Here is a 25,133-nt window from a genome sequence, read left to right on the forward strand (position 1 = left end):
ATCCGGTGTGAGGGTGCGATCCTATGTGTCCACTTCCGTCTCACCCTGGGTTGCGCGCCCGGTGTCCCGGGCTGACAACGTTGTCTTCGAGTGGGCCCGAGCCGTGCGTGCGTATGACGACGCTGGAGAGGTTACGTGCCCATCAGATCCCAACCACCCTTGCCCCGCACCGTCCTTCCGAGACCCGGCCGGCATCGCCGGCCACTGCGCGCGGCGGTCGCCGCGCTGCTCACCGGGGCGCTCGGCGTCGCCGCGCTGGCGGGTGGCGGCGCGGCCGCGGCACTGCCCGCCGCGACCCCGTCCGCGGGGAGTTCCGGCGGCACGGACTACACGAAACTCGTCGACCCCTTCGTGTCGACCGCCGGCGACGACGGCAACGACCTGCCCGGCGCCCAGGCGCCCCACAGCCTGGCCAAGGTCAACCCGATGACCACGCCGAACCGCAATCACACCGGGTACGACTACAACGAGGACCAGATCGCCGGGTTCACCGCGACGAACCTCGACGGCGTCGGCGGCTCGGGAGGCGGCGGCGACCTGCTGGTCGTCCCGACGTCCGTGCGGTACGACAAGCGCCCCGCCCCGAGCACGTACGCACACACGTACAGCCACGACGACGAGACCGCGACGCCCGGCTACTACCAGGTGGGGCTCGGGTCCGTCTCCGGCACCGCGGGGTCGGTGACGCAGGACTCCGGCAGCATCAAGGCCGAGATGACCGCGACGACGCGCACGGCGCTCGAACGGTACAGCTTCCCCTCCGGGTCGGATCCCGAGCTGGTCCTCGACCTGGCGAACAACTACACGAGCCGCACCCGCTCGACCATGAAGGCGACGACGCTCCCGGACGGGACCACCTCGATCACGGGGCTCATCGCGGGGTCGTTCAACGGCGCCTCGTACCAGCTGTATTACGACGCCACCACGAACGTACCCGTGACCTCCCTGAAGAGCTGGGGCAGCGACGGCAAGCTGAGCGACGCGAACTCGCAGGACGGCGCCGACACCGGCGCCGTCCTCGGGTTCGACAAGTCCGCAGGTCAGGACATCGAACTGCGCGTCACGCTGTCGCCGATCAGCGCCGAACAGGCCGCGACCGACCAGCGCAACGAGGTGGGCCACCTCACCTTCGACCAGGCGCGCGCACAGGCGAAGGCGGACTGGAACCACGCGCTCGGGGCCGTCGACGTGCGCGCCTCCGCGAAGTCCGACCCCGGGTCGACGCTGACCAAGGAGTTCTACACGCACCTGTACCGCATGTACGCGCTGCCGGTGAACGCCACCAGCACCAGCGGAACGTACCGCGGTGTCGACGGAGCGGTGCACAAGACGAACGGCTTCACGTACTACGATGGTTGGTCCACCTGGGACGACTTCCGCAAGTACTCCGTCGAGGCGTACATCGACCCGGCGACCTACCGGGACATGGTGCAGTCGCTCATCGAACTCTTCGCCGACGCGCGCGCCTCGGGCAAGAGCCTCAGCAGCCTCACCCACTCGGTTCCGACCGTGCGCTGGGAGCGTTCGGCCGTGCTGGTCGCCGACGCGCTGTCGAAGGGCTTCAAGAACTTCGACCGGCTCGACGAGGCCTACCCGGCGCTGCTGTCGTACTCCGGGTACTACACGGGGGCGCAGCTGCGACAGGGCTACGTCACCGGGGATCCCGGTACGACCGTCCAGCGCGGCTACGACCAGTGGGCGCTGTCCATCATCGCCGACGCGCTCGGCAAGGACGCGGACGCGAAGAAGCTGCGTACCCAGTCGACCATGGCGATCGACAACCTCGTGAAGTCCGACGCCTGGACCGCCTCCGACGGCACCAAGGTCGGTCTGCTCACCCCGCGCGCGTCCGGCGGCGACTGGCAGAGCGCGGACTACGAGAAGTTCGAGGCGGCCGGCCTCTACCAGGGCACCCTCTGGCAGTACCACTGGTACGACGCCTACGACATGGGCGGCCTCATCAAGGCCATGGGCGGAGACAAGGCCGGCGAGGCCGCGGTCAAGCACATGTTCGGCGAGGACTCCAGCGTCGACGACGGCTCGACCATGCTGCACTCCAACGCGAACGAGATCGACCTTCAGGCCCCGTACCTCTTCAACTACGTCGGTGAGCCGAGCCTGACGCAGAAGTGGGTGCGCGCCATCTACACCGGCACGACCTGGAACCGCTACATCGCGACGGGCTCCACCAACGAAGCCCCCAGCTCGGGCGGCCAGTTCACCCCGCCGGTGAAGACCCAGGTCTACAAGCTGTCGCCGAACGGCTTCCTGCCGACCATGGACAACGACGCCGGCACCATGTCGACCATGTTCGTCGGTGCCGCCCTGGGCCTGTTCCCGGTGACCGCCGGCTCCAGCCAGTTCCAGATCGGCAGCCCGTTCTTCGACTCCACGACGATCAGCTACGCCAACGGCTCCCGGTTCACGGTGAAGGCCGACGGCGTCTCGCCGAGCAACTACTACGTGCAGAGCGCGACCCTCGACGGCAAGCGTTTCGACAACACATGGCTCGACTACTCGCAGATCATCTCCGGCGGCACCCTGGACTTCACCATGGGTTCCAAGCCCTCCCAGTGGGGCGCCCACACGAAGCCCGCGTACTCGCTGAACACCGACAAGGGCAGCGGGGGTGACGGCGGCCCGGGAACGGGCAAGGGCGACACCGTCGTCTCCGCCCAGCCGGGCACCGTGAACACCACCGCGGACGGCACCGTCGACGACAGTGTGAAGCTCACCCTGTCCGGACCGGCGTCCTTCGCCGCCCGCAAGGGAACCAGCCTCACCAAGACGGGGGCGGCGAGCGTGACCGGCCTGCCGGGCGGTGTCACGGCGGACCTCCGCGTCAGCGGCTCGCGCACGGCGACGCTGTCGCTCACCGGCACCACGAAGGTCGACGCACGCTTCGGCATCACGTTCCGTGACGCGGCCTTCGCCCACGGCGTGCGGGCCTCGACCGTGAGCGGCACCGGGATATCCGCGACCGACCCGCTCGTCATCTCGGCCGCGGCGGTGCATCGCAAGGCCCTCGGCGCACTCGTCGACCAGGCGTCCCTGGTGCGCACCGGCAACTACTCCGAAGGCTCCTGGAGTCTGTTCCGGTCGGCGCTCGAACGCGCGCGGACCGTCCTCGCGGACGCCACCTCGGCGACGGGCACGATCATGGCCGCGCAGGACGCGCTGCAGACCGCCGTCGACGCGCTCACCATCGACGAGGGCGGCTACGCCGTCCTGCAGGCCGAGGCCCCCGACCAGATGGAGGGTCCCAGCCTCGTGAAGGAGGCGTACTACTCGGACGGCGACCTCGGCGGCGTCACCGAGGGTGCGTGGGAGCGGTACGCCAAGCTGGACTTCGGCGGGGTCGCCCCGCGGAGCATCTCGGTCCGCTACGCCAACTCGCAGGCGACGAACGCGAAGCCGAGCAGTGTCGACATCCACGCCGGCGCCGCGGACGGCCCGGTCGTCGCCACCGTCCCGCTTCCCGGAACCGGCGGCTGGCAGTACTACAACACGGTGCAGGCGGCCGTCACCGACCCGGACGCCCTGCTGGGCGCGAAGAGCGCGACGTTCGTGTTCCACGCCCCGTCCGGCCAGCAGTGGGTGTCGAACTTCGACCGGTACCAGTTCTCGCCGTACGAGGTGTCCTCGTCCCCCTCGACCACGCTCGCCACGCTGACCGCGGTGAACAGCACCACGACCGGCGGCGGCTCGGCCCCGCTCAACGTCTCGAACGGCATCTTCGAGAACGTGACGAACGGCGCGTGGGCCGAATGGAAGGACACGAACCTCCGCGACGGCGCCGACACCGTCACCGTCCGCTATGACAAGCCCCAGTCGCGGGCCGCCTCGGACTCGCACATCGAACTGCACCTCGGTTCGACGGACGGCCCGAAGACCGTGGACATCCCCCTCGACTACAGCGGATCGGGCTGGGGAACCATCGCCACCACGAGCGTGCACCTCGACCCGAGCGTCTTCACCGGCGTCCAGGACGTGTACGCCGACTTCGTCTCCAGCACGCAGTCCGCGTCCCAGCCCTACGTGGGCAACGTGTACTCGCTGACCCTGACGCAGGACACCGACGCCCCCGTCGGCTTCGACGCCACCGCGTTCCGCTCGAACAGCGGCGGCGGGCTCAAGAGCGAGCCGGTCGGCTGGACCGGCGCGGGTTCCGCCACCGACCTCGGCGGCACCTACAACGGAGCCTGGCTCGACTACGGGGACATCGACTTCGGCAGCTCGTCCAAGAGCACCGTCACGATCACCTACGTCAACAACTCCGCTCGCTGTGGCACCGGTTCCGCCGCCCAGCTCTACCTGGACTCCTTCGACGCGGCCAACCCCGGCACGCCGTACGCGACGGTGCCGCTCCCGGTCACCGGAGCCGCGTGGTCGTCCGGAGGCACGACGAGCCTGACGCTGCCCAAGGCGATCACCGGCACGCACACCGTCCACCTGCGGCTGACGACGAACCCGGACTCCTCGCACCCGTACGTGGCGAACCTGGGCCGGATCACCTTCACCCACGTCGACACGCCGGCCGTCACCGACAAGTCCGCCCTGCGGAAGGCGATCGAGCAGTACGAGGGGCTCTCCGCCGACGCGGCACGCTACGACACGATCGACTTCGGTGTGTACCGGCGTGAACTCGCCTCCGCACGCACCCTCGTCGACGCCGACGGCGCGACCCAGCTCGAGGTCGACACCCAGACCCGCAGTCTCACCCTCGCCGCGGGCCAGCTGATCCCGCTCCCGAGACTGAGGCTGGAGGACCTGGTCGCGACCGCCTCGGCCCTCGACAACACCCGCTACACGGACGCGTCGTGGAAGGCGTTCACCGACGCACTCGCGGCGGCGAGGACCGCGCTCGCGAGCGACACGTCGTCGGACGCGTCCCTCACCTCCCGCTACGACGCCCTTCGCCATGCGCAGTCCGCGCTCACCACGAAGCCCAGGACGGCGCCGGCCGCTCCTGACGCCGTGTCGGCGACCTCGTCCGGCACGAGCGTGACCGTCGCCTGGTCCGCCCCCAAGGACACCGGCGGCTCACCGGTCACCGGTTACAAGGTCACCCTCAGCGACGGCCACCAGGTCGAGATCGACGATCAGAACAGCCGGAGCACGACGTTCACCTGGCTGCGGGCCGGAAGGTCGTACACGGCGCGCGTCCAGGCGGTGAACACGTTCGGCGCCTCGCACCCGAGCGCCGCCACAGCACCCGTGGTGACCGGCGGCGGCAAGCCGCAGACGCCGGGCGTGACGGGAGTGATCACCGACGGCAAGCAGGTCCGCGTGACCTGGCGGGCGGCCGGCGACGGCGGGTTCCCGATCATCGGCTACACCGTGGCCCTCGACGACGGAACCACCGCGCACGTTCCCGCCACCACGGGCACGACGCTGCTCACGACCGCGAGCAGGGCGAAGGCGCACACGGCCACCGTGACCGCGGTCACCCTGGCCGGAACCTCGGACGACTCCTCCGCGACCACCTCGGCGTCCGCCGCGGCGGACGCCTCCGATCCGACGTACGTGCCGTCGCCCTTCCCGGACGACACGCTGAACGCGACCTACGCGTCGGACAAGTGGCCCGGCACCGGCGACGGGACCGACTACTTCGAGGACCTGCTCGACGGTGTCCACGACCTCCACTCCGACATCCTCGGAGCCAACACCAAGGTGCCCAACGGCACCCCGCTCACCGCTCAGAACGACAAGATCGCCGTGAGCATCAACAACGCCGCGACGCAGAAGGAGGTGGACCGGGCCGAGGTCGACGCGACGAACAGCGCCACGGTCACGATGGCGGACGGCCTCGGGTCGCGGCTCGGCCGGATCTACACCGACGCCCTGAACGGCGGCCAACTGCCGAAGACCAGCGCCCTGTTCTCCCGCGTCACGAAGGGCCTCGACGAGGTCGACGCGGCGAAGAACCACTACGGCTACCTGCGCCCGTACGTGCGGCTCGGGTTCGTCGGTGACGGCGGCGACATCTACGAGTCGCAGGACGGCTCCTACGGCAGCCTCACCACCAGCGGCTCGTACCCGAGCGGTCACACCTACGGCGGCTACGAGGCCGGGACCGTCCTCGCCACGCTCCTGCCGGAGCTGGCACCGTCGATCCTCGCGCGCACCTCGGAGTACGGGAACAACCGCATCGTCCTCGGGTTCCACTACCCGATCGACGTCATGGGCGGCCGCATCACAGGACAGGCCACCGTCGCGCACCGGTGGGCGGACCCCGACTTCGAGAAGCTGCTGATGCAGGCGCACACCGAGATGGAGAACGTGCTGCTCGCGCAGTGCGAGAAGGAGGGGTACGGCGACACGCTCGCGGCCTGCGGGGGCGACTCCTACGGCGGGCTGAGCACGTCGCAGCACGTCGACCTGTACACGCGGCGCCTGACCTACGGGTTCTCCCAGGTGGGCAAGGCCGGGCAGGCTCTCAGGACGCCGTCCGACGCGGCAGCCCTGCTCATCACGGCCTTCCCGGACCTCACCACCGAGCAGCGCACGCAGATCCTGGAGCAGACCGCGACGGACTCCGGCTACCCGCTCGACCTCACCGCGGACGGCGGCGCGAGCTGGGAGCGGATCAACCTGGCGGCGGCGATGGCGGCGCACGTGGTCGTCAACGCCGACGGCTCGGTCACGGTGAAGAACTTCTCGGACGCCACCAAGGCCAGTGTCGCCGACGCCAAGGCGATCACCGTCGGAGGTGTCGCGGTCGACGGGTTCGATCCGAACGGGTCGACGTACGTCGTCGACTGGCCGAAGGGCAAGAGGATCCCGGCCGTCTCCGCCGTACCGGCCCAGTCCGGCGCACGGGTGAAGGTCACCGACGGCAGTACGGTCCTCTCGTCGACCGACCACCGGTTCACCACCCGCACCATCAAGGTGACCTCGGCCAACGGTTCGTTCACCCGGACCTACACGGTCGGGTTCCAGCCCACGGACCGTGACGACCGGCCGGTCGCGGCCGGTGGCACCGGCGGGTACCGCGACGCCGGAGGGCCGAGCCTGTGGTCCCTCTCCCGACTGTCGGACCAGGGAGGCATCGGGTCAGGCTTGATCGGCGGCACCGGACTCTGGTCGCCGGCAGCGGAGTGGGCGCGGCCCATGGACATCCGTGGGGCGAAGGGCACGACGTGACCGCCTGACGAGCCGTGAGTCGCGGGCCTCGGCGGATTCCTGCCGGGCCTTGGGAGCCACAGCCGTCAGCGGCCGGCCCCTCCGGATGAACCACAGAGGTTCGTCCGGAGGGGCCGTTGTCGTCGACCACACCACCGTTCACGCCCGGATCGCCGGTCCCGGAGGGTTCGGTCGTCGGTCGCGGGCTGGGAACAGGAGGAGGGGCCGATGTCGGCATCCGCTGGTTCGGGATGCCCGTGTGGCCCCGGATCCGGTGCCGGCCGAGCCCGCTCCCACCTGGACAACCTCTAGGGTGTGGTGGCCGCCGTGCGGTAGAACTCGGCCGCGGTGACGGAGGCGGGGACGCCGAGTTCGGCCGCGACCGCGGTGATCGCGGCGTCGCCGACGGTGAGGTCGGCCTGCCCGTCGGTGGTGAAATGCGGGGCGATGAACGTGTCGTAGTGGGCCCGGACTTCGTCCGCGGAGTGTCCGCCGAGGAACGTCTGCATGTGCCGGACCGTGGTGTCGGGATCCTTCTGGATCACTTGCAGGGCGCGCCGATGGGCCCGTAGGACGGCTTGGACCGCGGGGTCGTCCGGGTCCGTGTAGGTGGGGTCGACGGCCAGGCCCACGGTGGGGATCCGGAAGTGGTCGCCGACCCACGCCAGTACGTTCCAGCCGTGTTCGGCGGCCACGGCCTCCGGTGCCATGGTGCTGCCGACCAGGGCGGCGTCGATCTTTCCCTCGTGCAGCAGGCGCAGGTCCATGCCGTAGTCCCCGGGTGACCGGACGACCGTGTGGATGTCGCGGTCCGGGTCGAGACCGGCCCGGCGCAGCACGATCCGGGTGAAGCAGCCGGGCGCGGTGTGCGGGGCGTGGACCGCCAGTCTGCGGCCGGCCAGGTCGGCCAGGGAGGTCAGGCCGGGGCGGGCGAGGAACCAGAACAGCGGGCGGGTGGTGTTGACGTTGAGCGCGACCCAGGGGGTGCCGTCGGTCAGGCGGGACAGCAGGGCCCGGCCGAGCCCGATGGTGGCGCCGCGGCGCAGCCGCTCGTCGTCCCAGGTGCAGCCGTCGCGCAGTGCGACGTGGACGCCCTCGTCGGCGTAGAAGTCCTGCTGGTCGGCGATGTAGGCGGCCAGTTCCTCGTGCAGGCCCCGCCCGACGTAGGCGAGATCGATCGTGTGCATGAACGCCTTTCCTTGATCGTGTAGCCGCCCTGTGCCCGCGCGTGCCGCAGGCGGAGGGCCCTGTGGCCCATGGCGCTGGAGTGACGGTGTGCTGGAAGCGGTGCGGCCGGATGACGGATCCGGACGTACGGCCTCGTGCGCGAAGGACGGGGACGGTATGGTCCCGTGCGCGCAGGACGGCCGGCCGTCAGTACATGGCCATCCCGCCGTTGACCGCGGCCGTGGTGCCGGTCATGAAGGAGTTGTCCTCGGTGGCGTAGAAGGCGATCGCCTGGGCGACGTCGTCCGGGTGGGCCAGGCGGCCCAGGGGAGTGGCCGCGATCTGCCGCTGCTTGTGCGCGTCGTCGAACACATCGGTCATACGGGCCATGCGGGTGTCCTCCACCGGGCCTGCCGCGACGATGTTGACCGTGATGCCCTGCGGGCCCAGTTCCTGGGCGAGGTACCGGGCGAACTGCTCCAGGGCGGCCTTGGCCGTGCCCAGGGCGATCATGTTCTCGCGCGGCCGACGACTGAGGCCGGTACTGATGTAGACGATGCGTCCCCAGCTCTGTTCGGCCATGGCGGGCAGGACCGCTTTCGTGACCGCGAACGCCGCCCGCATCTCCCCGTCGAGCTTGTCACCCAGTTCGTCCCACGTCATCTCCTGGAACGACTTGACCGCATACGGGATCAGCGCGTTGTGCACGAGCACGTCGACGCCGCCCCATGCCGCCCGGACCTGCTCGACCATGCTCTCGATCGCCGCCGCCTCGCGCACGTCGGCCCGCACGGCCATGGCCTGGCCGCCTGCGGCCTCGATACCGGCCACGACCTCCTCGGCCGCCGCGGTGTTGCGGAGGTAGTTGACCACCACGCGCATCCCTCGCGCGGCCAGAAGGCTCGCGGTGGCCGCGCCGATTCCGCTGCCGGCTCCTGTCACCAATGCCACCCTGCCGGTCGCCCCGGTCATGAGCTCACCTCCTGCTCGTCATCGCGGACCGTCGGAATGACCGCCTCGCGTCGTTCGTCGTCGGGGTGTGCCGGGCGTATCGCCCCGTGGAGCACGGTGTCGACCGTCGCCCGCAGCAGATCGGCCGCGGTCCAGTCGAGTTCACGCGGCAACTCCGAGCCGAGCAGCCGCTCCACCGCGCCGCGGGTGATCTCGCTGAGCAACTCGGGCGGCGCGGGCAGCAGTCCTTGCCGGTGCCCTTCCCGGAACAGTTCGTCGAGTCGCCCGTAGACCACCGCGTCCACACGCTGCTCCACGTACTGACGGAGCATCACATCGCCTCGTCCTGAGGCGAGTTGGGCCGCGCCGATGCGTCCGAGCTCACTGCCCGCCGCGATCAGGAAGCGCTGTACCCGCACACCGAACGGCTGGCCTCGCGCCTCCTCGGCAGCCGCCACCAGCGTGGCCTCCACCGCCGCGAACTGCCGGTCCAGCACCGCGGTCAGCAGGCTGCGTTTGTCCGGGAAGTGACGGTAGATCGTCTTCTTGCTCATTCCCAGTTCGCGGGCGAGATCGTCCATGCTCACCCCGGCGAAACCCGCTGCGAGGAACAGCCGGCCGGCCGCGTCCACGATCACATCAGCACGCTGTCCACGTTCGTTGGAGAATTGCGAAACTGATTCAGTTTCCATAGTTTCCATGCTGGCTTCATGTTCTTGCGGTGTCAAGGCATGCCGGATCTGCGGCCCCGCGTGGCCACGGCGGAGGAGAAGGACGCGGGCGGCGGGGATGCGTGCCCTCCGCACGTGCCGGCCTCCGTACATCGCCGGCGGGCCTGCCGGACCCGCGGGAGTCCTATGCGGCGGTGGCGAGCCCGATGAGCAGCAGGGCGATGTCGTCCGTCCGGGTGGCGGTCTGTCGCGCCTGGTCGATCAGGGCCGTGGCGAGTCGGTCCATGGGCTGGGGCCGTGCGGCCTGGGCGAGTTGAGCGGCGAGCCCGCTCATGGCGTCGTCCAGGTCGACTCCGGCGGTCTCGACGAGTCCGTCGGTGTACAGCGCGAGGACGGTGCCGGGCGGCAGCGGGATCTCGGTGGAGGGAAAGTCCGCGTCGGGGTCGATGCCGAGCAGCAGTCCGGGCGGCAGGTCGAGGACCTCGGCGTGTCCGTCCGGGTGCCGCACCACCGGCGGGGGATGCCCGGCGGTGGCCAGGACGGCCCGGTGGCGTGCGAGGTCGAGATGGGCGTACAGGCAGCTGACGAACCGGCCCGGGTCCATGTCGACCAGCAGGCGGTTGGCCTGCGTGAGGGCATGGGCCGGGGTGGCCCCGGCGAGGGCCTGGGAACGGATGGCGGGGCGGACGCGGCCCACGAGTGCGGCGGCCGTGGCGTTGTGGCCCTGGACGTCACCGATGACCGCGGCCGCGGTGGTGTCGTCCACCCGGACCAGGTCGTAGAAGTCGCCGCCTATGTCCATGCCGCGGACGCTGGGCAGATAGCGGGCGGCCGCGTCCAGTCCGGGCAGGTCGGGCAGGGAGTCGGGAAGCAGGGCCGCCTGCAGGGTCTGCGCGAGCTCCATGCTGGTGTCGTACAGGCGGGCCCTTTCCAGCGCCTGCGCGATCAGACCGGCGAGTGCGGTGAACACGACCCGCTGCCGGGCGGGGAACGAGCGGGGACTGTCGAAGGCGAACACGCACGAACCCACCGGGCGCCCGGAGGCGATCAGCGGCAGGAAGGCCCAGGCGTGCAGACCGTCCTGGGGGAGGAAGGCCGGGTAGGCGCGGGACAGCTCCTCGAAGGTCGGGAAGAAACTGGGCACGCCGGTGGCGAGGACCCGGACGGCGGGCGCCGGGAAGGTCAGCGGCACTCCGTCGAACTGTTTGAGGAGCCGGGTCTGGTATCCGCGGCAGCCGATGACCCGCATGCGGCCGTCCTCGGCCGCGAGCAGGGCCACGGTCCGGGCCCCGAAGGCCGGCAGCATCTCTTCGGTGATCAGATCGACCACGTCGCACACGCCCACGGCTTCGGAGAGGGCGGCGGCCAGGTGCAGTACCCGGTAGACCTCGCCCAGCCGGATCGGCTCGCCCTGGGGCGTCTCCGTCCTGGCGGGCGCACCCTGCGAGGCCCCGTCCGGATCCGCCGGCGAGATGCGGACGCTCACCCCGGATCCGTCGGGATAGAGCTCGAACGCGAGCCACCGGTCCGGTGGGGCCATGGCGGTGTAGTAGCCGGGCTCCCGGCTGATCACGGCGGCGCGGTAGTGGTCCTCGAAGACCGGGTCGGCGCACCAGGCCAACGACTGCCAGGGGCGCCTGCCGATCAGATCGGGGACGCTGCTGCCGAGCAGGGCGGCGGCGGTGGCGCTGACATAGGTGAACCTGCCCTCGAGGTCGAGGGAGCAGCTGCCCTCCGGCAGCCGTTCGACGAAGTCCACCGCGGCCAGCGCCTCGCCCGGCCCCCGTCTGCGGGCGGGCGGCGGCGGCAGAGTGCGTGGCGCCGGTCCGGGAAGGACGGCGTGGCCCGTGTCGGCGGCGTCACGCAGGAACCGCCCCAGGCTCCGAGCGGCGGCCCGTACCCGTTCGGGGCTCGGACCGGTGGCACGGACCCGTTCGGGGCTCGGACGGGTGGCACGGACCCGTTCGTGGCTCGGACCGGCGGGCCCGTCGGTGTCCGACCCGGGCCAGAACAGCAGCAGCGCGCCCCAGGCCGTGGTCCCGGTGAGGATCGGCGCCGCAGCCACCGCATGGTGGTACGGCAGGGCGATCGCCGCGCGCGGGTACCGACGGGCGATCTCCTGGGGGTCGCCGAGCCAGACCAACCTCCGTTCGCGCACCGCGTCGGCCGCCGGTACGGGACTGGACAGCGCCATCCCGAACCAGGGGGCGAGGTACTCCGCCGGGATGCCCGCGATCGCCTCCAGGCGCAGCGCCCGCCGGTCGGAGGTCAGCAGGAAGACCGCTCCCGCGTGCACGCCCGTGTCGCGCATGGCGAGTTCCAGCAGCCGGTCCAGCTCCGACCGGCGCTCCGACTCGGTGAGCGAAGGGGGGCGGGACCCGTAGGGGTGCGCGGCGCCGTCCTCCCGTATGGCGCACATACCAGAACCCTACGTCCGCACCGGCCGGCCCCGCGCGGGAGACGCGGCCGCGTGGCCCGGGAGGCCGCCGCCGGGCTCGTGATCCCTTTCACCGGCTCCGCCCCGCCCCGCCCCGCACCAGGGGGGGGCGGTCCCGGCTTCGGCGTGGCTTTCCCCTGCTCACCCGCGATCCGGCTGACGCCCCCTGCGCATGCCGTTGCAAGGGCATGCGGCATAGATCCGCGATGGGTCCAACAGGTGTGTACGGGCGAGGAGTTCACGAGGCGTGCGTGCCGCCGCCAGTCGGCGGGCGTGCCCTCGGGGTGAGCCCCGCCTCCAACTCCCCGGCAGGCAGCGCAGCGAGGCCCGACCCGACTCCATCGCCCGCACGGGTCGGCGACGGTCGCCGGCCCCAACACCCGCTGCTCGTGCAGCAGCTGGATCACGCCGCTCGGCACACCGTTCACCCCGAACCCGTCCATCGCCGACGACGCACCCTCCGGCACGTCCGACACCGGCTCCGAGGCCGTGGCGAACCCTGCATTCCCCATTCTTTCTCGTCCGCCCCCGCCCAGGTCGAGCCATCGGACGCTGTCTCCGCGCAATGTCAGGAATTCGGTCGGGATCTGTAATAGTTTCCGAGGGCCCCGCGGACATCGCGGGAGCGGCGGATCGGATCCGTCGTGTACATGTCCGTCTCCGTCGCATCTCACCTGACCGGCACACCCGCCCGAGGTCCAGCGCCCTCGCCTCCGCCGGCATCCCGCAGATGAGTGATATCGCCCGTGATCCCCGGGCCGCCCGGCCGGTGAACGTTGCGCGAACAAGGTATTCCCCCACCGATTCCCGCTATCACTCACGGATTCCGTTGACGCGCATCATGCGACTGCCGACGCTTTCCCCATGAAGACGGGACCGTCGGGACCGAGGAAATTCACATGAAGACGTTCGTGCATCGGGGGCAGATCACCAAGGTGGTCTTCGGCAGCGGTACGCGCAGCCGTATCCCCGAAGAGGCCGAGGCGCTCGAATGCCGTCGGGTGCTCATCCTGTGCACACCTGGTCGAGTGGACCAGGCGGCGGAGATGCGTGACCTGCTGGGTACGGCAGCCGTGGGAACCTTCACCGAAGCGGCCCCGCACACCCCTGTCGAGGTCACGCGGAAGGCGGTCGCTCACGCCGGATCCGTGGAAGCGGACTGCGTCCTTTCCATCGGTGGTGGATCGACCATCGGCCTCGGCAAGGCGATCGCCGTCCGGACCGGCCTTCCGCAGCTGGCGCTGCCCACCACCTACGCCGGCTCGGAGATGTCGCCGATCGTCGGAGAGACCGAAGGTCGCAGGAAGACGACGCGGCGGCTGGCGGAAGCGCTGCCGAAGACGGTCGTCTACGACGTCGACGTGACGCTCACCCTTCCGGCGGCGACGTCGGTGGTGAGCGGCGTCAACGCGATGGCGCACGCGGTGGAGGCCCTCTACGCCCAGGACCGGGACCCGGTCGCCTTCCTGATGGCCGGTGAAGCGCTCGACTCCCTCAGCCGATCCCTTCCGGTCATCGCGCGCCGTCCTGACGACCGTGAGGCACGGGCGGATGCGCTGTACGGGGCGTGGCTTGCGGGCACATGCCTCGGCCCGGTGGGCATGGCCCTGCACCACAAGGTGTGCCATGTGCTGGGCGGCGCCTTCGGTCTCCCGCACGCCGAAACCCACACGGTCGTCCTGCCCCATGTGGTCGCCTACAACGGGCCCATGGCCCCCGAAGCCATGGCACGCATCACGCGGACACTCCCGGCGGAGGACGCCGCGAGCGGCCTCTTCGACTTCGCCGGAAGGCTCGGCGCCCCCAGGGCGCTGCGAGACCTCGGCATGCCCGAACCAGGGATCGAGCAGGCGACCGAACTCATCGTGCGGGACGGCTACTGGAATCCGCGCCCGGTGGACCGGACGGCCGTCCGCGCCCTCCTGACCCGCGCCTGGGCCGGGGAGAGGCCATCGACTCCAGCGGGCGACGAACATCCCCGGCCCGACTCCGTCATCGAACCCTCCATCACCACGGGAGCGCGCCATGCGTGATCTGACCAGCGACACCATCACCGATGCGGTCATCGCGACCATGCGGGACACCAAGGACAGCCGTCTCGCGGAGATCCTGGAATCACTGGTACGGCACCTCCACGACTTCGTCCGGGACGTCGAGCCGACGGAGGAGGAGTGGGCCCGGGGAGTCGACTTCCTGACGCGCACCGGGCAGATGTGCACACCGACGCGCCAGGAATTCATCCTGCTGTCCGACGTGTTGGGCGTCACCATGCTGGTCGACGCCCTGAGCAACCGACGCCCCGCCGAGGCCACCCAGAACAGCGTCCTGGGCCCCTTCTTCAGGGAAGACAGGCCGCAGCTCGCCGACGCCGCCGACATCTCCGCGGGCCTGCCGGGCACCCCGCTGTTCTTCGAGGGACGGGTCGTGAACCGGGAGGGAGCGCCGGTCACCGGCGCCGCGGTGGATGTCTGGCACAGCGACTCCGACGGCCACTACGACGTGGATGTGCCCGGGCAGGTCGACACGGCCATGCGCGCGCTGTTCCGGACCGACGAGCGGGGGCACTTCGGCTTCCGTTCCATCCGCCCGTCCAGCTACCCGATCCCCGCCGACGGCCCGGTCGGCGAACTCCTGCGCGCGACCAGCAGGTCGCCCATGCGTCCCGCCCACGTGCACCTGCTGATCGACGCTCCGGGATTCCAGCGCGTGACCAGCATGCTGTTCCCCACGGACGACCCGTACCTCGACACCGATCCGGTGTTCGGGGTCAAGGAGTCACTGCTCGAGTCCTACGACACGTACGCGGCCGACGCGGGCCCGTGCCGCGGACTGACCGACGTGCCCTACACCCTGCTGCGCCACACCTTCGTCCTCGAACCCCGCGCCGCGCGCTGAGGACCGAGCAAGCTCGGAGTGCCGCCGCCCGCCGCCCGCCGCCCGCCGGCTTCCGACGCCTGGCGGACCGGCTGCGCCGATGAGCCGGTGGACCGCGGGCCCCGGCACCTGCCGGCCCGGCCCGCGACTCCGCCCGGAGATCGGCGAAGCGCGATCCGTCCACCCCGCGCGCGACGATCCCGCGCACGCCGCGGGGCAGTCGCCCACGTTCCTGCTCCGCCCTTCCGACATGCCCGCCAACCCACCCGGTGGGGTGGCGAGTTCACCCACCGACCTGTGCAGCAGGCCGACGCTCTCCCCGACTTTCACGGAGGTCCTCCGATGTCCGAAACCCTCGACATGACAGTCGAATTCCGAGCCACGATGAGCCGGCTCGCCACGGGTGTCAGCGTGATCACCACATGCTCCGGAAGCACGCCCATCGGTATGACGGCCAGCGCCGTGTCCGCCCTCTCCCTGGACCCGCTCCAACTGCTCGTATGCATTGGTAACCACCTGTACACGCGGACCGCGATCGCGGCGCACGGCCGCTTCGCCGTCAATGTGCTCGGCGAGGACAGCGAGCACCTGGCACGGAACTTCGCCGCTTCCAAAGCGGACAAGTTCGCGGGCGTCGAGACCTTCGACGACCACGGCGTCCCGGTGTTGAAGGACGCCATCGCGGCTGTCGTGTGCGACGTCGCCGAGGCGCTCCCCGGCGGCGACCACACCATCTTCGTGGGCAACGTCCGCCATGGGGTGCACAAGGTGGACTGCCGACCGCTGCTCCACTTCGCAGGCGGCTTCGGCACGCTCGGGGCTCCGCGTTAAGGCGTCCCGCCTGCCGCGCACTAGTGCCGGCAGCGGTTCGAAGGGGGCCGCTGCCGGGCCCATGACCGGCCCGCCGGTACCACCGCCCCCGACGTCCGGCTCCTGCGAGGCGAGCCATGGACATCGGGGGCTCGCCCGTCCCGACGACTCCACGGAAAGTGCCATGACCAGCTCCGTCGCGACATTCAAGCTGCAGCCCCCGGCCCAGCCCCCGCATCTGCTGACACGCCCGCGCCTGCTGCGCCGACTTGACGCGGCGACCGAGCCCGTCGTGGTGCTCTCCGCGCCGGCCGGTGCGGGGAAAACGGTGCTCCTGACCGAATGGGCGCAGGGCCTGGCGGCCCGGGGAGAGTGCGCCTGGCTCAGCCTGGACGCGTACGACAACGCCCCGGGCCGGCTGTGGTCCTGCATCCTGCGAGCGGTGCACCACGCACGCCCGAACCTGCCCGGCCGCCTCGACGGCGACGGGTGGACGCTCGACGCGTGGCTCGAGGAGATCCTGCCGGGCCTGGTGACCGGACTGGGCGGGGAGGCACCGCTCACCCTGATCCTCGACGGACTCGAATCCATCACGGACGCCGACGCGGTGCGCAGCCTGGCGGACTTCCTGACGAGGCTTCCCCCCGGCTTCCGCGTGGTTCTGTCGACCCGGCACATGCCCGGAAGCCCCCTGCCGACCCTGCGCGCCAGGGGGCTGATCGCCGAACTCGCCCTGCACGACCTGGCCTTCACCCCCGAGGAAGCACAGGCCGTGCTCACCGGTCTGCTCGGGTCCGCCCCCACCGAGGACGCTTCGCGCGCGCTGTATCGAGCCACCGAGGGGTGGGCGGCTGGACTGTGCATCATGGGGCGCACCCTCGCCCGCTCGGCGAACGAGGCCGACACGGAAGGGAATCTGGTCCGCGGCGGCCAGGCCGTCACCGAATATCTGGCCACCGAGGTGCTCGATCGGCTCACCGCCGAAGAGCGCCGGTTCCTGCTGCGCACCAGTGTGCTCGACGAGTTGAGCACCGGACCGTGCCGGGCCCTCGCCGGGGACCGGGCGGGCGTACTGCTGCGCGAGCTCGCGCGGACCGTGCAACTGCTTGTGCCGGTCGCCGCCGGACCGTCGGCGTACCGGCATCACCGAGCCCTGTCCTCGCTGCTGTCCGACGTCCTCGGATCCGAGGCGTCCGACGCCCTCGTGTCCCTGCACCGGTCGGCGGCCCAGTGGTACTCCCGGCAGGGCGAGACGACCGCGGCCGTACGGCACTGGACGCTGGGCGGCGAGGAGACCGCGGCCGTCGCGTCGGTCCTCGACGGCTGGGAGAAGGCGATCGCGGCAGGCCGTGGTGCGCGGGTCTCGCAGTGGCTTGACCTCCTGCCGCCCCGCACGGTCGCCGCCGACGCGAGACTGTGCGTCGTGGCGGCGATGGCGGCTCTCTCAGGAGGCGCCCCGGAAACGGCCCGGCGCTGGCTCGACGTGGCCCGGCTGAGGCAGACGGGATCGGAGACGGTCGGCGAAGGCGGCACGGTGTCCGACGCCGCAGCCGTCGCTCAGATCGTGGCCTGCTGTCTGAAGGGGGAGGTGCTGACCGCCGGCCGTCTCGGCGAGGCCGCCGTCGCCGGCACCCTGCCGCTGACCGCGTGGCGTGCCCTGGCCTGCACGGCCCGCGGCGCCGCCCTGCTGTGGACCTGCCGGTACGAGGAGGCGGAGACACTGCTCGGCGAGGCGACCCGTGACGCGCATGCCGCCGGGCACGGGCTGGCGCTCGTCCGCGCGCTGGGGCTGCGGACGCTGTGCGCGCTCCTGGCCGGACGGCACGAACTGGCGCGCGTGCTCAGCGACGAGGCCCTCGAGGCGGTCGAGGCGGTCGGCCTGAGCCGGCACTTCGTCTCCGTGGCCGCCTACATCGGCCGAGCGGCCCTGCTCCTGGAGGAGGGACGGACCGAGGAGGCCGAGGTGGCTCTGGCCGGCGCGGAAGCGGTACTGGCGGGATCGCCCGGGACGGGAGGCGAACCCCACGTGCGCGCCCTGTGCCACTTCACGCGGTCGCGGCTCGAGAGCGCGCGGCGCAACACCGACGCGGCGCGAGAGGCCCGGGAGGCGGCCGAGCGGGCGGCGGCCCGGTGCGAGGCACCCGGGGTACTGACGGTTCTGCTCGGCCGGGCGGGCCGGGAGACGGCGGTGGCCCCCACCGCCCCCCGCCCCCAGGACCTGTCGGTGGGGGAGCGGCGGGTGCTCCGTGCCCTGTGCGGCCCGCTGACGCTGCGTGAGATCGCGTCCGAGCTCTACGTGTCCCACAACACCGTCAAGACACAGGTACGCGCGATCTTCCGCAAACTCGACGCGCACGACCGAGGCGGAGCGGTCGCCAGGGCCCGGGAGAGTGGCGTGCTCTGATCCGGGCCCTGGCCTTCCGTCGGGGCGTGTGGCGAAAGTCCCGTGAGGCCCGCCCTCCGGGCGGACGGCGGGACGTTCGCAACACGCCTAGGAGGCGTCCTGACGTGAGGCGTCCTGGCGGCGGGCGTAGTTCGCCTGAGCCGTGTACACGGTCTCCTGCTCGTCGTTCACGCTCTCGATGCCGCAGACCTTGCGCGCGAGGTCCGCCATGCTGCCGCTCGGGGACATCTCGGCGCGCTTCATGGTGAGACTGCGGATGGCGAGCAGAGGCGTGCCGTTGAAGTTCTCGAAGGTGCTGATGCGGCCGCCCCAGTCGGACAGGAACATGTCGCGGATCACCCGGCTGATCTTCAGCCGGTCATAGGGCCTGCCGACCGGCCCGGTCTGCAACGCCTCCAGCCACGGCCGCAGTTCAGGCTGCTGCCACTGCCCCTCGGTCGGATAGATGAGCGCGGAGCGGCCGGCCAGGTCGAGGAGCTCGTGGACCAGGTCGGTGATGTGCTCGATGTAGTACGCCCGCCCGAAGTCGAACATCAGGACGTTCGGCTTGAAGATGCCGCCAGGAGTGAAGAACCCCTCGTCCTCCGAGCCGACCGTATGCGCCTTGAGCGTCTGGTGGAAGCCGGCGAACCGGGCGACCCGGGCCTGGACCGGCGGCAGCTGGTACGTGCCGATGTGCTCGGTGATCAGCAGGGCCAGGCCGAGCATCAGCTCCGCCTTCACCATCGCGCGCACCAGCGAGTGGTAGTGCAGCCAGTCGAAGACACGCTGCGGGTACAGCGACGCGTGCTGGGGGTTACCGATGTGGAAGACGCGGTTCCAGGGGATGAGCACGTCCTCGAACACGATGACGCTGTCCAGCTCGTCACCCTGCGAGGCGAGCGGGTGCTCGACCTCCTCGCCGTCGTGGACGTTGCTCTCCCGGCAGACGATGGTGACGCCGGGGGTGTCGGGCTTCACCGCCCCGTAGATGATCTGTTCCGCGACGATCCCGGGGCGGTAGAAGACGCCGATGTGGATCCAGTCGCCGAAGGCCGCGCCGGTGCTGATCGCCTTCACACCCCGTACGGTGATGCCCTCGTCCGAGGTGGCGACCACCCGCAGGGCGGGCGACTCGGCCTGGGCGGAATCGCGCGAGCGGTCCGCCTGCGGGTCGACGAAGGCCGGTGTCGCGTTGAGATCGCCGTCCCGCACCACGTTCCAGAAGTCGAGGATCCCCTCGGTGAGGTCCCTCCCGCCGGTCCCGACGGACTGGCTGCTCCAGGGCTCCGGGTCGTCGACGTAGGTCAGCAGGACGTAGTTGTTGACGTCCGGTGTACGCGGGATCGCCCCGCCGCCGAGCTCCCGCTGCACCGTCTCCAGGTAGTGCCGCTTACGCCGCAGGTCCTCCTTGGAACGGTGCTCGAACCACGTCATGGACCGCCGGACGCCACCTTCGTCGACGAACGTCATGGCGTCCTGGAGGTCCGGGCGGTGGTGCAGGTCGTAGAAGGCGGCGAGGCTCTGGGCGTACGCCCTGGTCTTCGGGTGCGTGGCCACGTTGTCGACGAGTTCGTCACCCACCCACACCTTGCGGCCGTCGTTCAGCGCTGCCAGGTATTCCTTGCCTGTACGCACGTCGTGCTCCTTTCCAGGGGCAAGAGATCCGGATGGCACGGAGCATGCGTCGCGCCGGGGTGACGGGACGGCGCGCAGCCGAACATCACCCGGGTGAAACCGGCGATCACCGCGAAACCGGCGTTGAGTACGGACACGGCCGTGAGCGATGCTTGCCCCATGAGCAGCACAGACGCCGCCGGCGACCCGGCAGGCGGGCGTGGGGACCAGGCCGCGACCGGTCTGCGCCTGCGAGGACGGGACCGCGAGATCACGGCTGTCCGCGAGGCCCTGGACACGGTGCGTGGCGGACGGGGTGCCTGCGTCGTCGTGGAAGGCGCGCCCGGCGTCGGCAAGAGCCGGCTGCTCGGGGAACTGGACGAGATGGGGCGGCGGTCCGGGTTCGACGTGGTGTCGGTACGGGCCGACGAACTCGACCAGTACGCGGCGGGAGCCGCCCTGCAGTCCGCCCTGCAGTCCGCCCACGGTTCCGACCGAGCCGCCGCGGCCACCGACGACCAGCGGCTCTGGCTGCTGGACAGCATCACGGACGCGCTGGAGGACCGGGCACAGCACGCCCCGGTGGCCGTCCTCGTGGACGACGCGCAATGGGCGGACCCGGCCACGCTCTTCGTCCTTCGCACCCTGCCCGGACGCCTGGCCGCTTCCCGGATCCTCTGGGTTCTGGCTGTGCGGTCGGACACCGAGCGACCGACCGTGGCCAGGGTGCGGGACGACCTCGAACGCCTCGGAGCCCGGTGGCTGACCCTCGGCCCCCTGCCCCAGCAGGAACTGCAGGACATCGCGGCGGACGTCCTCGGAGTGAGGCCGTCACCCGGTCTGGCCAGGCTGCTGCGCGCCGTCGCGGGCAATCCCTTCCTGGCCATTGAACTGGTACGCGCGTTCGCCGACACGGATGCCGCCAAAATGGAGGCGGGCGAGGCGAGCCTCCTGCACGACGGCATACCCGTCAGTTTCCGGCGGAGTATCGCCGCGCGCCTGGACCGGCTCCCGGAGGATGCCGTACGCCTGCTCCAGATCGGGTCCGTCCTCGGCCGCGAATTCGACCTCGGCACGGCCGCCCGCATGCTCGGCAGGCAGGTCGGAAGCCTGCTGTCGGGCATCGAGGCGGCCCTGCACGCCGGTCTGCTCTCGGCCGACGGTCCGCGACTCGCCTTCCGCCACGACCTCATCCGGCAGGCCGTTCACGAGAACCTGCCGCCGGCCGTACGCATGGCTCTGCACCGGGAGGCGGCCGACAGTCTGCGCGGAGCGCGATCGGCCGAGGTGGCCTGGCACGTCGTCATGTCGGGCGGCCCCGTCGACGACGATGCCGTGACCACGCTGACCACCGCCGTACGCGAGCTGTCGTCGTCGGCCCCCGACGCGGCCGCGGACCTGGCCCAGCGGGTCGCCGGACTGCTGCCCCCGCACGACGGCCGTCGCATCACGCTCCTGACGGACGCCGCCGAGTACCTGGGCCGGACCCGGCGGGTGCACGAGGCGCTCGACCTGGTCGACGCCACTCTGCCGGAAGGTCTCGAGCCGCTCCAGGAGGCGAACCTGCGCCTGGTGGCCGCCGAGATCCACCAGGCCGCCGGCGACGACGCCGCCGCGATGACACACCTCCAGCAGGCCCTGGACCTTCCCGCGCTGCCGTCCGACCTGCGCGTCCGGCTGCTGAAGACCAAGGCGACGGGCCATGTGTACCTCGGAGACATCACCGCCGCCGAGCAGACCGGACCCTGGCTGGTCGAGGCCTCCTACCGCAGCCATGACCCGGCCGTCATCGTCAGCGCCATGGTGTTCCAGTCGCAGACGTCCTTCTACCGGGGGCGCCTGGCCCGCTCCCTCGAGCTCGCCGAGGGAGCCACCCGACGCGCCGGCACCCAGTCCGCCGCGCGCTACCTGCGGCCCCCGCGGATCCCGGCGTTGTGGCTGGCCACCGTGCTGACCACCAGCGACCGGCTCGCGGACACGGAGCGCGTACTGCGGGAGGGACAGCGCGAAGCGGAGGCGTTGGGCCTGGGCTGGTCCCTACCCCACTGGCATGCCGCCCGTGCCTGCGCGCTCCTCGAACAGGGGGCGCTGGACGACGCGGCCGTGGAGGCCGAGGCCAGCCTGATGGTGGCGGGCGAGCTCGAGATCACCCTGCAGAACCCGCAGGCCCGCTCCGTGCTGGCGTTGGTGGAGATCAGACGCGGTGACCTCGCCAAGGCCAGAGACCACCTCCGCGCGGCCGAAACCGGATCCGGCACGAACATGACGCAGCGGTACGGCCCTTGGGTGTCCCTCGCGCGGGCCGCACTGGCGGACGCGGAGGGCGAGGACGGCGAAGCGGCGGCGGCACTCACGGCAGGGTTCCAGAGCCGTGAGCCGGCGCGACTGCTGGCGGTGCCTCCGTCCCACTGGCCCGGGATCGTGCGCATCGCGCTCCGCGACGAGGACCCGTCGCTCGCGCGGGCCGTGTCCGGCGCGCTGCGGGGCCTGGCCGCGGAGGACGGGTGCCGGCAGATCGTCGGGGCGGTCCGCGCCCATGTGGACGGTCTGGTCGACCGTGACCCCCGTGCCCTGGAGTCCGCCGTCACCGGCTACCGGAGCACCGGCAGGCCACTGGCCCTGGCAGCGGCCTGCGAGGACCTCGGCGAGCTCATGGCGGAATCGGCCGACACGACCCCGGCGATCCCGTACTTCGAGGAAGCCGGCCGGCTGGCATCCGCCTCGGGAGCGGGGCGGGACCAGGAACGCATCAGGCGCCGCCTGCGCCGGCTCGGTGTGCGCACCGCCCCCGTGCGGAACCACACAGCGGGCACCTCGGGGCCGGGACGCCTGACCGAGTCCGAGCGGAAACTGATCCCGCTCGTCGTCGAGGGACTCACCAACCGGGCGATGGCCGACCAGCTCTACGTGTCGGTGCACACCGTCAACACGCATATGAAGCACATCTTCACCAAGCTCGGCATCAACTCGCGGGTCGAGCTGACCCGACTGGCGATCGAGCGGGCCATCGGCGCCGACGGAGCCGACTGAGCGGTGCGCCGGCCGTCGGACACGACGGCAAGGATCCCTTGAATGGGTGACGCCCGACCGTGGCACCACCCGTGATGCTGGCAGGAACGGCGTGGCCTCCAGGACGGCACCGTCACTCATCAGGAGGTGACCGCCTCATGAAGACGACGTGCTCCGTGAACACCACGCGCGCGGTACGCGCCCACCGGCGCCGAGGCCCGAAGGAGCGCCCGCGCGTCAGGGCCGTCATCCACGTCACGGACGGACGGGCGGACAGCCGGCCGCGGCCCAGGGCGTTCGGGCCCGGTGCCCGAACGGGCCGGCAGTACGGATACCGCCGCCACCTCAGGGACACCGTGACCGCGAGCGCGGCCCCGCACGGGTACGCCGGCACCGAGAAACCACAGACACTCAACCGTAAGGGGTCCATCATGTCCCTCGCGCTCGATCCCGCTGCCCAGGACCTTCTGTTCCGGGAGGCACGGACCGCCAACACCTTCACCGACGAGCCGGTGACGGACGACCAGGTCGAGGCCGTCTACGACCTGGTCAAGTACGGCCCCACCTCGATGAACCAGCAGCCGCTGCGTATCGTGCTGGTCCGTTCCGCCGAGGCGCGCGAGCGTCTGGGCGAGCACATGTCCGAGGGGAACCGCAAGAAGACCGCGGCCGCCCCGCTCGTCGCCGTACTCGCCGCGGACCTGGAGTTCCACGAGGAACTGCCCAGCCAGTTCCCGCACTTCCCACAGGCCAAGAGTCTCTTCGCCGAGCGCGCGGTACGCGAGCGGTCCGCGAGGCTCAACGCGTCCCTGCAGGTCGGTTACTTCATCATCGGCGTCCGCGCCGCCGGCCTGGCCGCGGGACCGATGACGGGCTTCGACGCCGACGGCATCGACAAGGAGTTCTTCAGCGACGGCGAACACTCGGTTCTCGCCGTCGTCAACATCGGCAGGCCGGGCGAGAACGCGTGGTTCACTCGCTCCCCACGTCTGGCGTACGAGCAGGTGGTCAGCACCGTCTGACCGAGAGGTCACGGCCCACAGGCGGCGCGCCTTCGTCGATGAGCGTCACCTACAGGGACACGAACTCGCCCCTTCCTTCAGGCAGTGAGCGAGGCCGCGTCCCCCATGACGATCAACGGGTGCTGGGCAGGGTCGAGGGTGCGCAGCAGTTCTCTCATGTGGCCCTCGGCGAGGCTGACGCATCCGTGCGTGGGGCCACCGTGGTCGACGTGCAGCCAGATGCCGCCCCCCTTGCCGGCACCCATCGGGCGGGTCCAGTCCAGGGGGGAGGTACCGGGCTCGTGGTTGTAGCCGATCGCAATGACGTAGTCGAAGGATCCCGCGAGTGGCTCGCCCTCGAATCCCGTGCCGTGCACGGTGAAACCCGCGGAGCGGTCGTAGGGCAGCCTGCTCCCCGGGTCGGCGAGTCGGCCGCCCGCGTCCGTGAGCGTGAAAACGCCCACGGGAGAGCGGAGATCGCCGGCGTGGTGATCGTGCGTCCAGCCCTTGAGGGCGTTGTGAGCCGGCCAGACAGGACCGGGCTCCCAGCCCGCGTCGGTGCGGCGGTACAGCACCACACCGGACTTCGAGGAGTTCCTGCCCGCGCCCGTGACCAGCAGGACCTGGCGGGTCCGAGGGGGTATGCGGGCCAGCGTGCCGGGCCCCACGCCGGGGAGCCTCCTCGGGACCGGCGTCGCCGGTGGACCGGTGGTGGTGGACGCGGACGGCACCTGCGTACGGGTCGTCTGTCCGGCGTTCGCGCCGTCCTCCCGTACCGACATCCGCTCACCGCGGTCGGTTCGTGCGTCGAACCCCGCACACCCGCTCACCAGGGCGGCGAGGACAACGGTTGCGGCCACGATCCGCTTCGGGCGGAGTGAGGCTCCGTGACCTCCTCCAGGGTGCGGCTTCGGACGCTCGGCCGCCGAGAACGTGCGGCGCTCTTCTGTAGTCATGGTTCCCAACGTGGTTGCTGTCCATCAGGACTTGGCGAGAGACCCGCGCGGATCTTCTGGCGCGGGAGCGCACCCCGCCGGCCCGGCCGCGAGGTCGTAGCGACGTGGCCGCGCGGGAGGCCGCCCTCGGCC

Annotated in this window: 13 protein-coding genes; 7 read left to right on the top strand and 6 right to left on the bottom strand. The window is 71.1% G+C overall.

Annotated features, from left to right (window positions below; all coding sequences use genetic code 11):
• Nucleotides 1-135 precede the first annotated feature (135 nt).
• A complete protein-coding gene (locus OG199_RS40205) occupies nucleotides 136-7,146 on the top strand; it encodes a glycoside hydrolase domain-containing protein (RefSeq protein WP_405833825.1) in 7,011 nt (2,336 codons plus the stop codon).
• Between the two features lie 287 nt (nucleotides 7,147-7,433).
• On the opposite strand, the gene OG199_RS40210 is transcribed toward OG199_RS40205, so the two are convergent.
• The 4 genes from OG199_RS40210 to OG199_RS40225 form a co-directional block, all read right to left on the bottom strand.
• On the bottom strand, nucleotides 7,434-8,312 hold the full coding sequence (locus OG199_RS40210; RefSeq protein WP_401803456.1) for an ABC transporter substrate-binding protein: 879 nt from the start codon (nucleotides 8,310-8,312) through the stop codon (nucleotides 7,434-7,436).
• A 187-nt stretch (nucleotides 8,313-8,499) separates the two neighbouring features.
• Nucleotides 8,500-9,264, bottom strand: coding sequence for an SDR family oxidoreductase (locus OG199_RS40215; RefSeq protein ID WP_356800387.1), 765 nt, complete (start codon nucleotides 9,262-9,264; stop codon nucleotides 8,500-8,502).
• The gene (locus OG199_RS40220) at nucleotides 9,261-9,881 is read right to left on the bottom strand and encodes a TetR/AcrR family transcriptional regulator (RefSeq protein WP_405833827.1); all 621 of its coding nucleotides are present in this window, start codon (nucleotides 9,879-9,881) and stop codon (nucleotides 9,261-9,263) included. Before OG199_RS40220 ends, OG199_RS40215 begins: the two co-directional genes overlap by 4 nt.
• A gap of 217 nt (nucleotides 9,882-10,098) precedes the next feature.
• Nucleotides 10,099-12,333: a SpoIIE family protein phosphatase gene (locus tag OG199_RS40225; protein WP_401803450.1), complete on the bottom strand. Its 2,235-nt coding sequence runs from the start codon at nucleotides 12,331-12,333 to the stop codon at nucleotides 10,099-10,101.
• A gap of 917 nt (nucleotides 12,334-13,250) precedes the next feature.
• Between OG199_RS40225 and OG199_RS40230 the strand changes: the two genes are divergently transcribed.
• The 4 genes from OG199_RS40230 (at nucleotide 13,251) to OG199_RS40245 (ending at nucleotide 18,439) form a co-directional block, all read left to right on the top strand.
• On the top strand, nucleotides 13,251-14,384 hold the full coding sequence (locus tag OG199_RS40230) for a maleylacetate reductase (RefSeq protein ID WP_405833830.1): 1,134 nt from the start codon (nucleotides 13,251-13,253) through the stop codon (nucleotides 14,382-14,384).
• Nucleotides 14,377-15,246 carry a dioxygenase gene (locus tag OG199_RS40235; protein ID WP_356800391.1) on the top strand — a complete coding sequence of 290 codons (870 nt, stop codon included), beginning with the start codon at nucleotides 14,377-14,379 and terminating at the stop codon, nucleotides 15,244-15,246. The genes OG199_RS40230 and OG199_RS40235 overlap by 8 nt, the downstream gene beginning before the upstream one ends.
• Before the next feature lie 339 nt (nucleotides 15,247-15,585).
• Complete coding sequence (locus OG199_RS40240; protein WP_356800392.1) at nucleotides 15,586-16,056, top strand: flavin reductase family protein; 471 nt, start codon at nucleotides 15,586-15,588, stop codon at nucleotides 16,054-16,056.
• Between the two features lie 163 nt (nucleotides 16,057-16,219).
• Nucleotides 16,220-18,439: a LuxR C-terminal-related transcriptional regulator gene (locus OG199_RS40245; RefSeq protein WP_405833832.1), complete on the top strand. Its 2,220-nt coding sequence runs from the start codon at nucleotides 16,220-16,222 to the stop codon at nucleotides 18,437-18,439.
• 87 nt (nucleotides 18,440-18,526) lie between these two features.
• Here OG199_RS40245 and OG199_RS40250 read toward each other — a convergent pair whose 3' ends face one another.
• Entirely contained in the window at nucleotides 18,527-20,056 is a 1,530-nt protein-coding gene (locus OG199_RS40250; protein ID WP_405833833.1) for a 4-hydroxyphenylacetate 3-hydroxylase family protein, read from the bottom strand.
• A 159-nt stretch (nucleotides 20,057-20,215) separates the two neighbouring features.
• On the opposite strand from OG199_RS40250, the gene OG199_RS40255 reads away from it, so the two are divergent.
• Both OG199_RS40255 and OG199_RS40260 read left to right on the top strand, forming a co-directional pair.
• A complete protein-coding gene (locus OG199_RS40255; RefSeq protein ID WP_405833835.1) occupies nucleotides 20,216-23,065 on the top strand; it encodes an AAA family ATPase in 2,850 nt (949 codons plus the stop codon).
• Between the two features lie 410 nt (nucleotides 23,066-23,475).
• A complete protein-coding gene (locus OG199_RS40260) occupies nucleotides 23,476-24,066 on the top strand; it encodes a malonic semialdehyde reductase (RefSeq protein ID WP_401803787.1) in 591 nt (196 codons plus the stop codon).
• Nucleotides 24,067-24,143: 77 nt separating this feature from the next.
• Here the strand turns inward: OG199_RS40260 and OG199_RS40265 are convergent, their stop codons facing one another.
• The gene (locus OG199_RS40265) at nucleotides 24,144-25,001 is read right to left on the bottom strand and encodes a L,D-transpeptidase family protein (protein ID WP_405833837.1); all 858 of its coding nucleotides are present in this window, start codon (nucleotides 24,999-25,001) and stop codon (nucleotides 24,144-24,146) included.
• Nucleotides 25,002-25,133: the final 132 nt, after the last annotated feature.

This window comes from Streptomyces sp. NBC_01176 (genome assembly GCF_045039825.1).
Taxonomy (GTDB): Bacteria; Actinomycetota; Actinomycetes; order Streptomycetales; family Streptomycetaceae; genus Streptomyces.

What these genes read in the sequence shown, in the direction of transcription:
- OG199_RS40265 (WP_405833837.1), bottom strand. Translation starts at nt 25,001, where the DNA reads ATGACTACAGAAGAGCGCCGCACGTTCTCGGCGGCCGAGCGTCCGAAG.
- OG199_RS40260 (WP_401803787.1), top strand. Translation starts at nt 23,476, where the DNA reads ATGTCCCTCGCGCTCGATCCCGCTGCCCAGGACCTTCTGTTCCGGGAG.
- OG199_RS40240 (WP_356800392.1), top strand. Translation starts at nt 15,586, where the DNA reads ATGACAGTCGAATTCCGAGCCACGATGAGCCGGCTCGCCACGGGTGTC.
- OG199_RS40235 (WP_356800391.1), top strand. Translation starts at nt 14,377, where the DNA reads ATGCGTGATCTGACCAGCGACACCATCACCGATGCGGTCATCGCGACC.
- OG199_RS40245 (WP_405833832.1), top strand. Translation starts at nt 16,220, where the DNA reads ATGACCAGCTCCGTCGCGACATTCAAGCTGCAGCCCCCGGCCCAGCCC.
- OG199_RS40210 (WP_401803456.1), bottom strand. Translation starts at nt 8,312, where the DNA reads ATGCACACGATCGATCTCGCCTACGTCGGGCGGGGCCTGCACGAGGAA.
- OG199_RS40230 (WP_405833830.1), top strand. Translation starts at nt 13,251, where the DNA reads ATGAAGACGTTCGTGCATCGGGGGCAGATCACCAAGGTGGTCTTCGGC.
- OG199_RS40255 (WP_405833835.1), top strand. Translation starts at nt 20,216, where the DNA reads ATGAGCAGCACAGACGCCGCCGGCGACCCGGCAGGCGGGCGTGGGGAC.
- OG199_RS40225 (WP_401803450.1), bottom strand. Translation starts at nt 12,333, where the DNA reads ATGTGCGCCATACGGGAGGACGGCGCCGCGCACCCCTACGGGTCCCGC.
- OG199_RS40215 (WP_356800387.1), bottom strand. Translation starts at nt 9,264, where the DNA reads ATGACCGGGGCGACCGGCAGGGTGGCATTGGTGACAGGAGCCGGCAGC.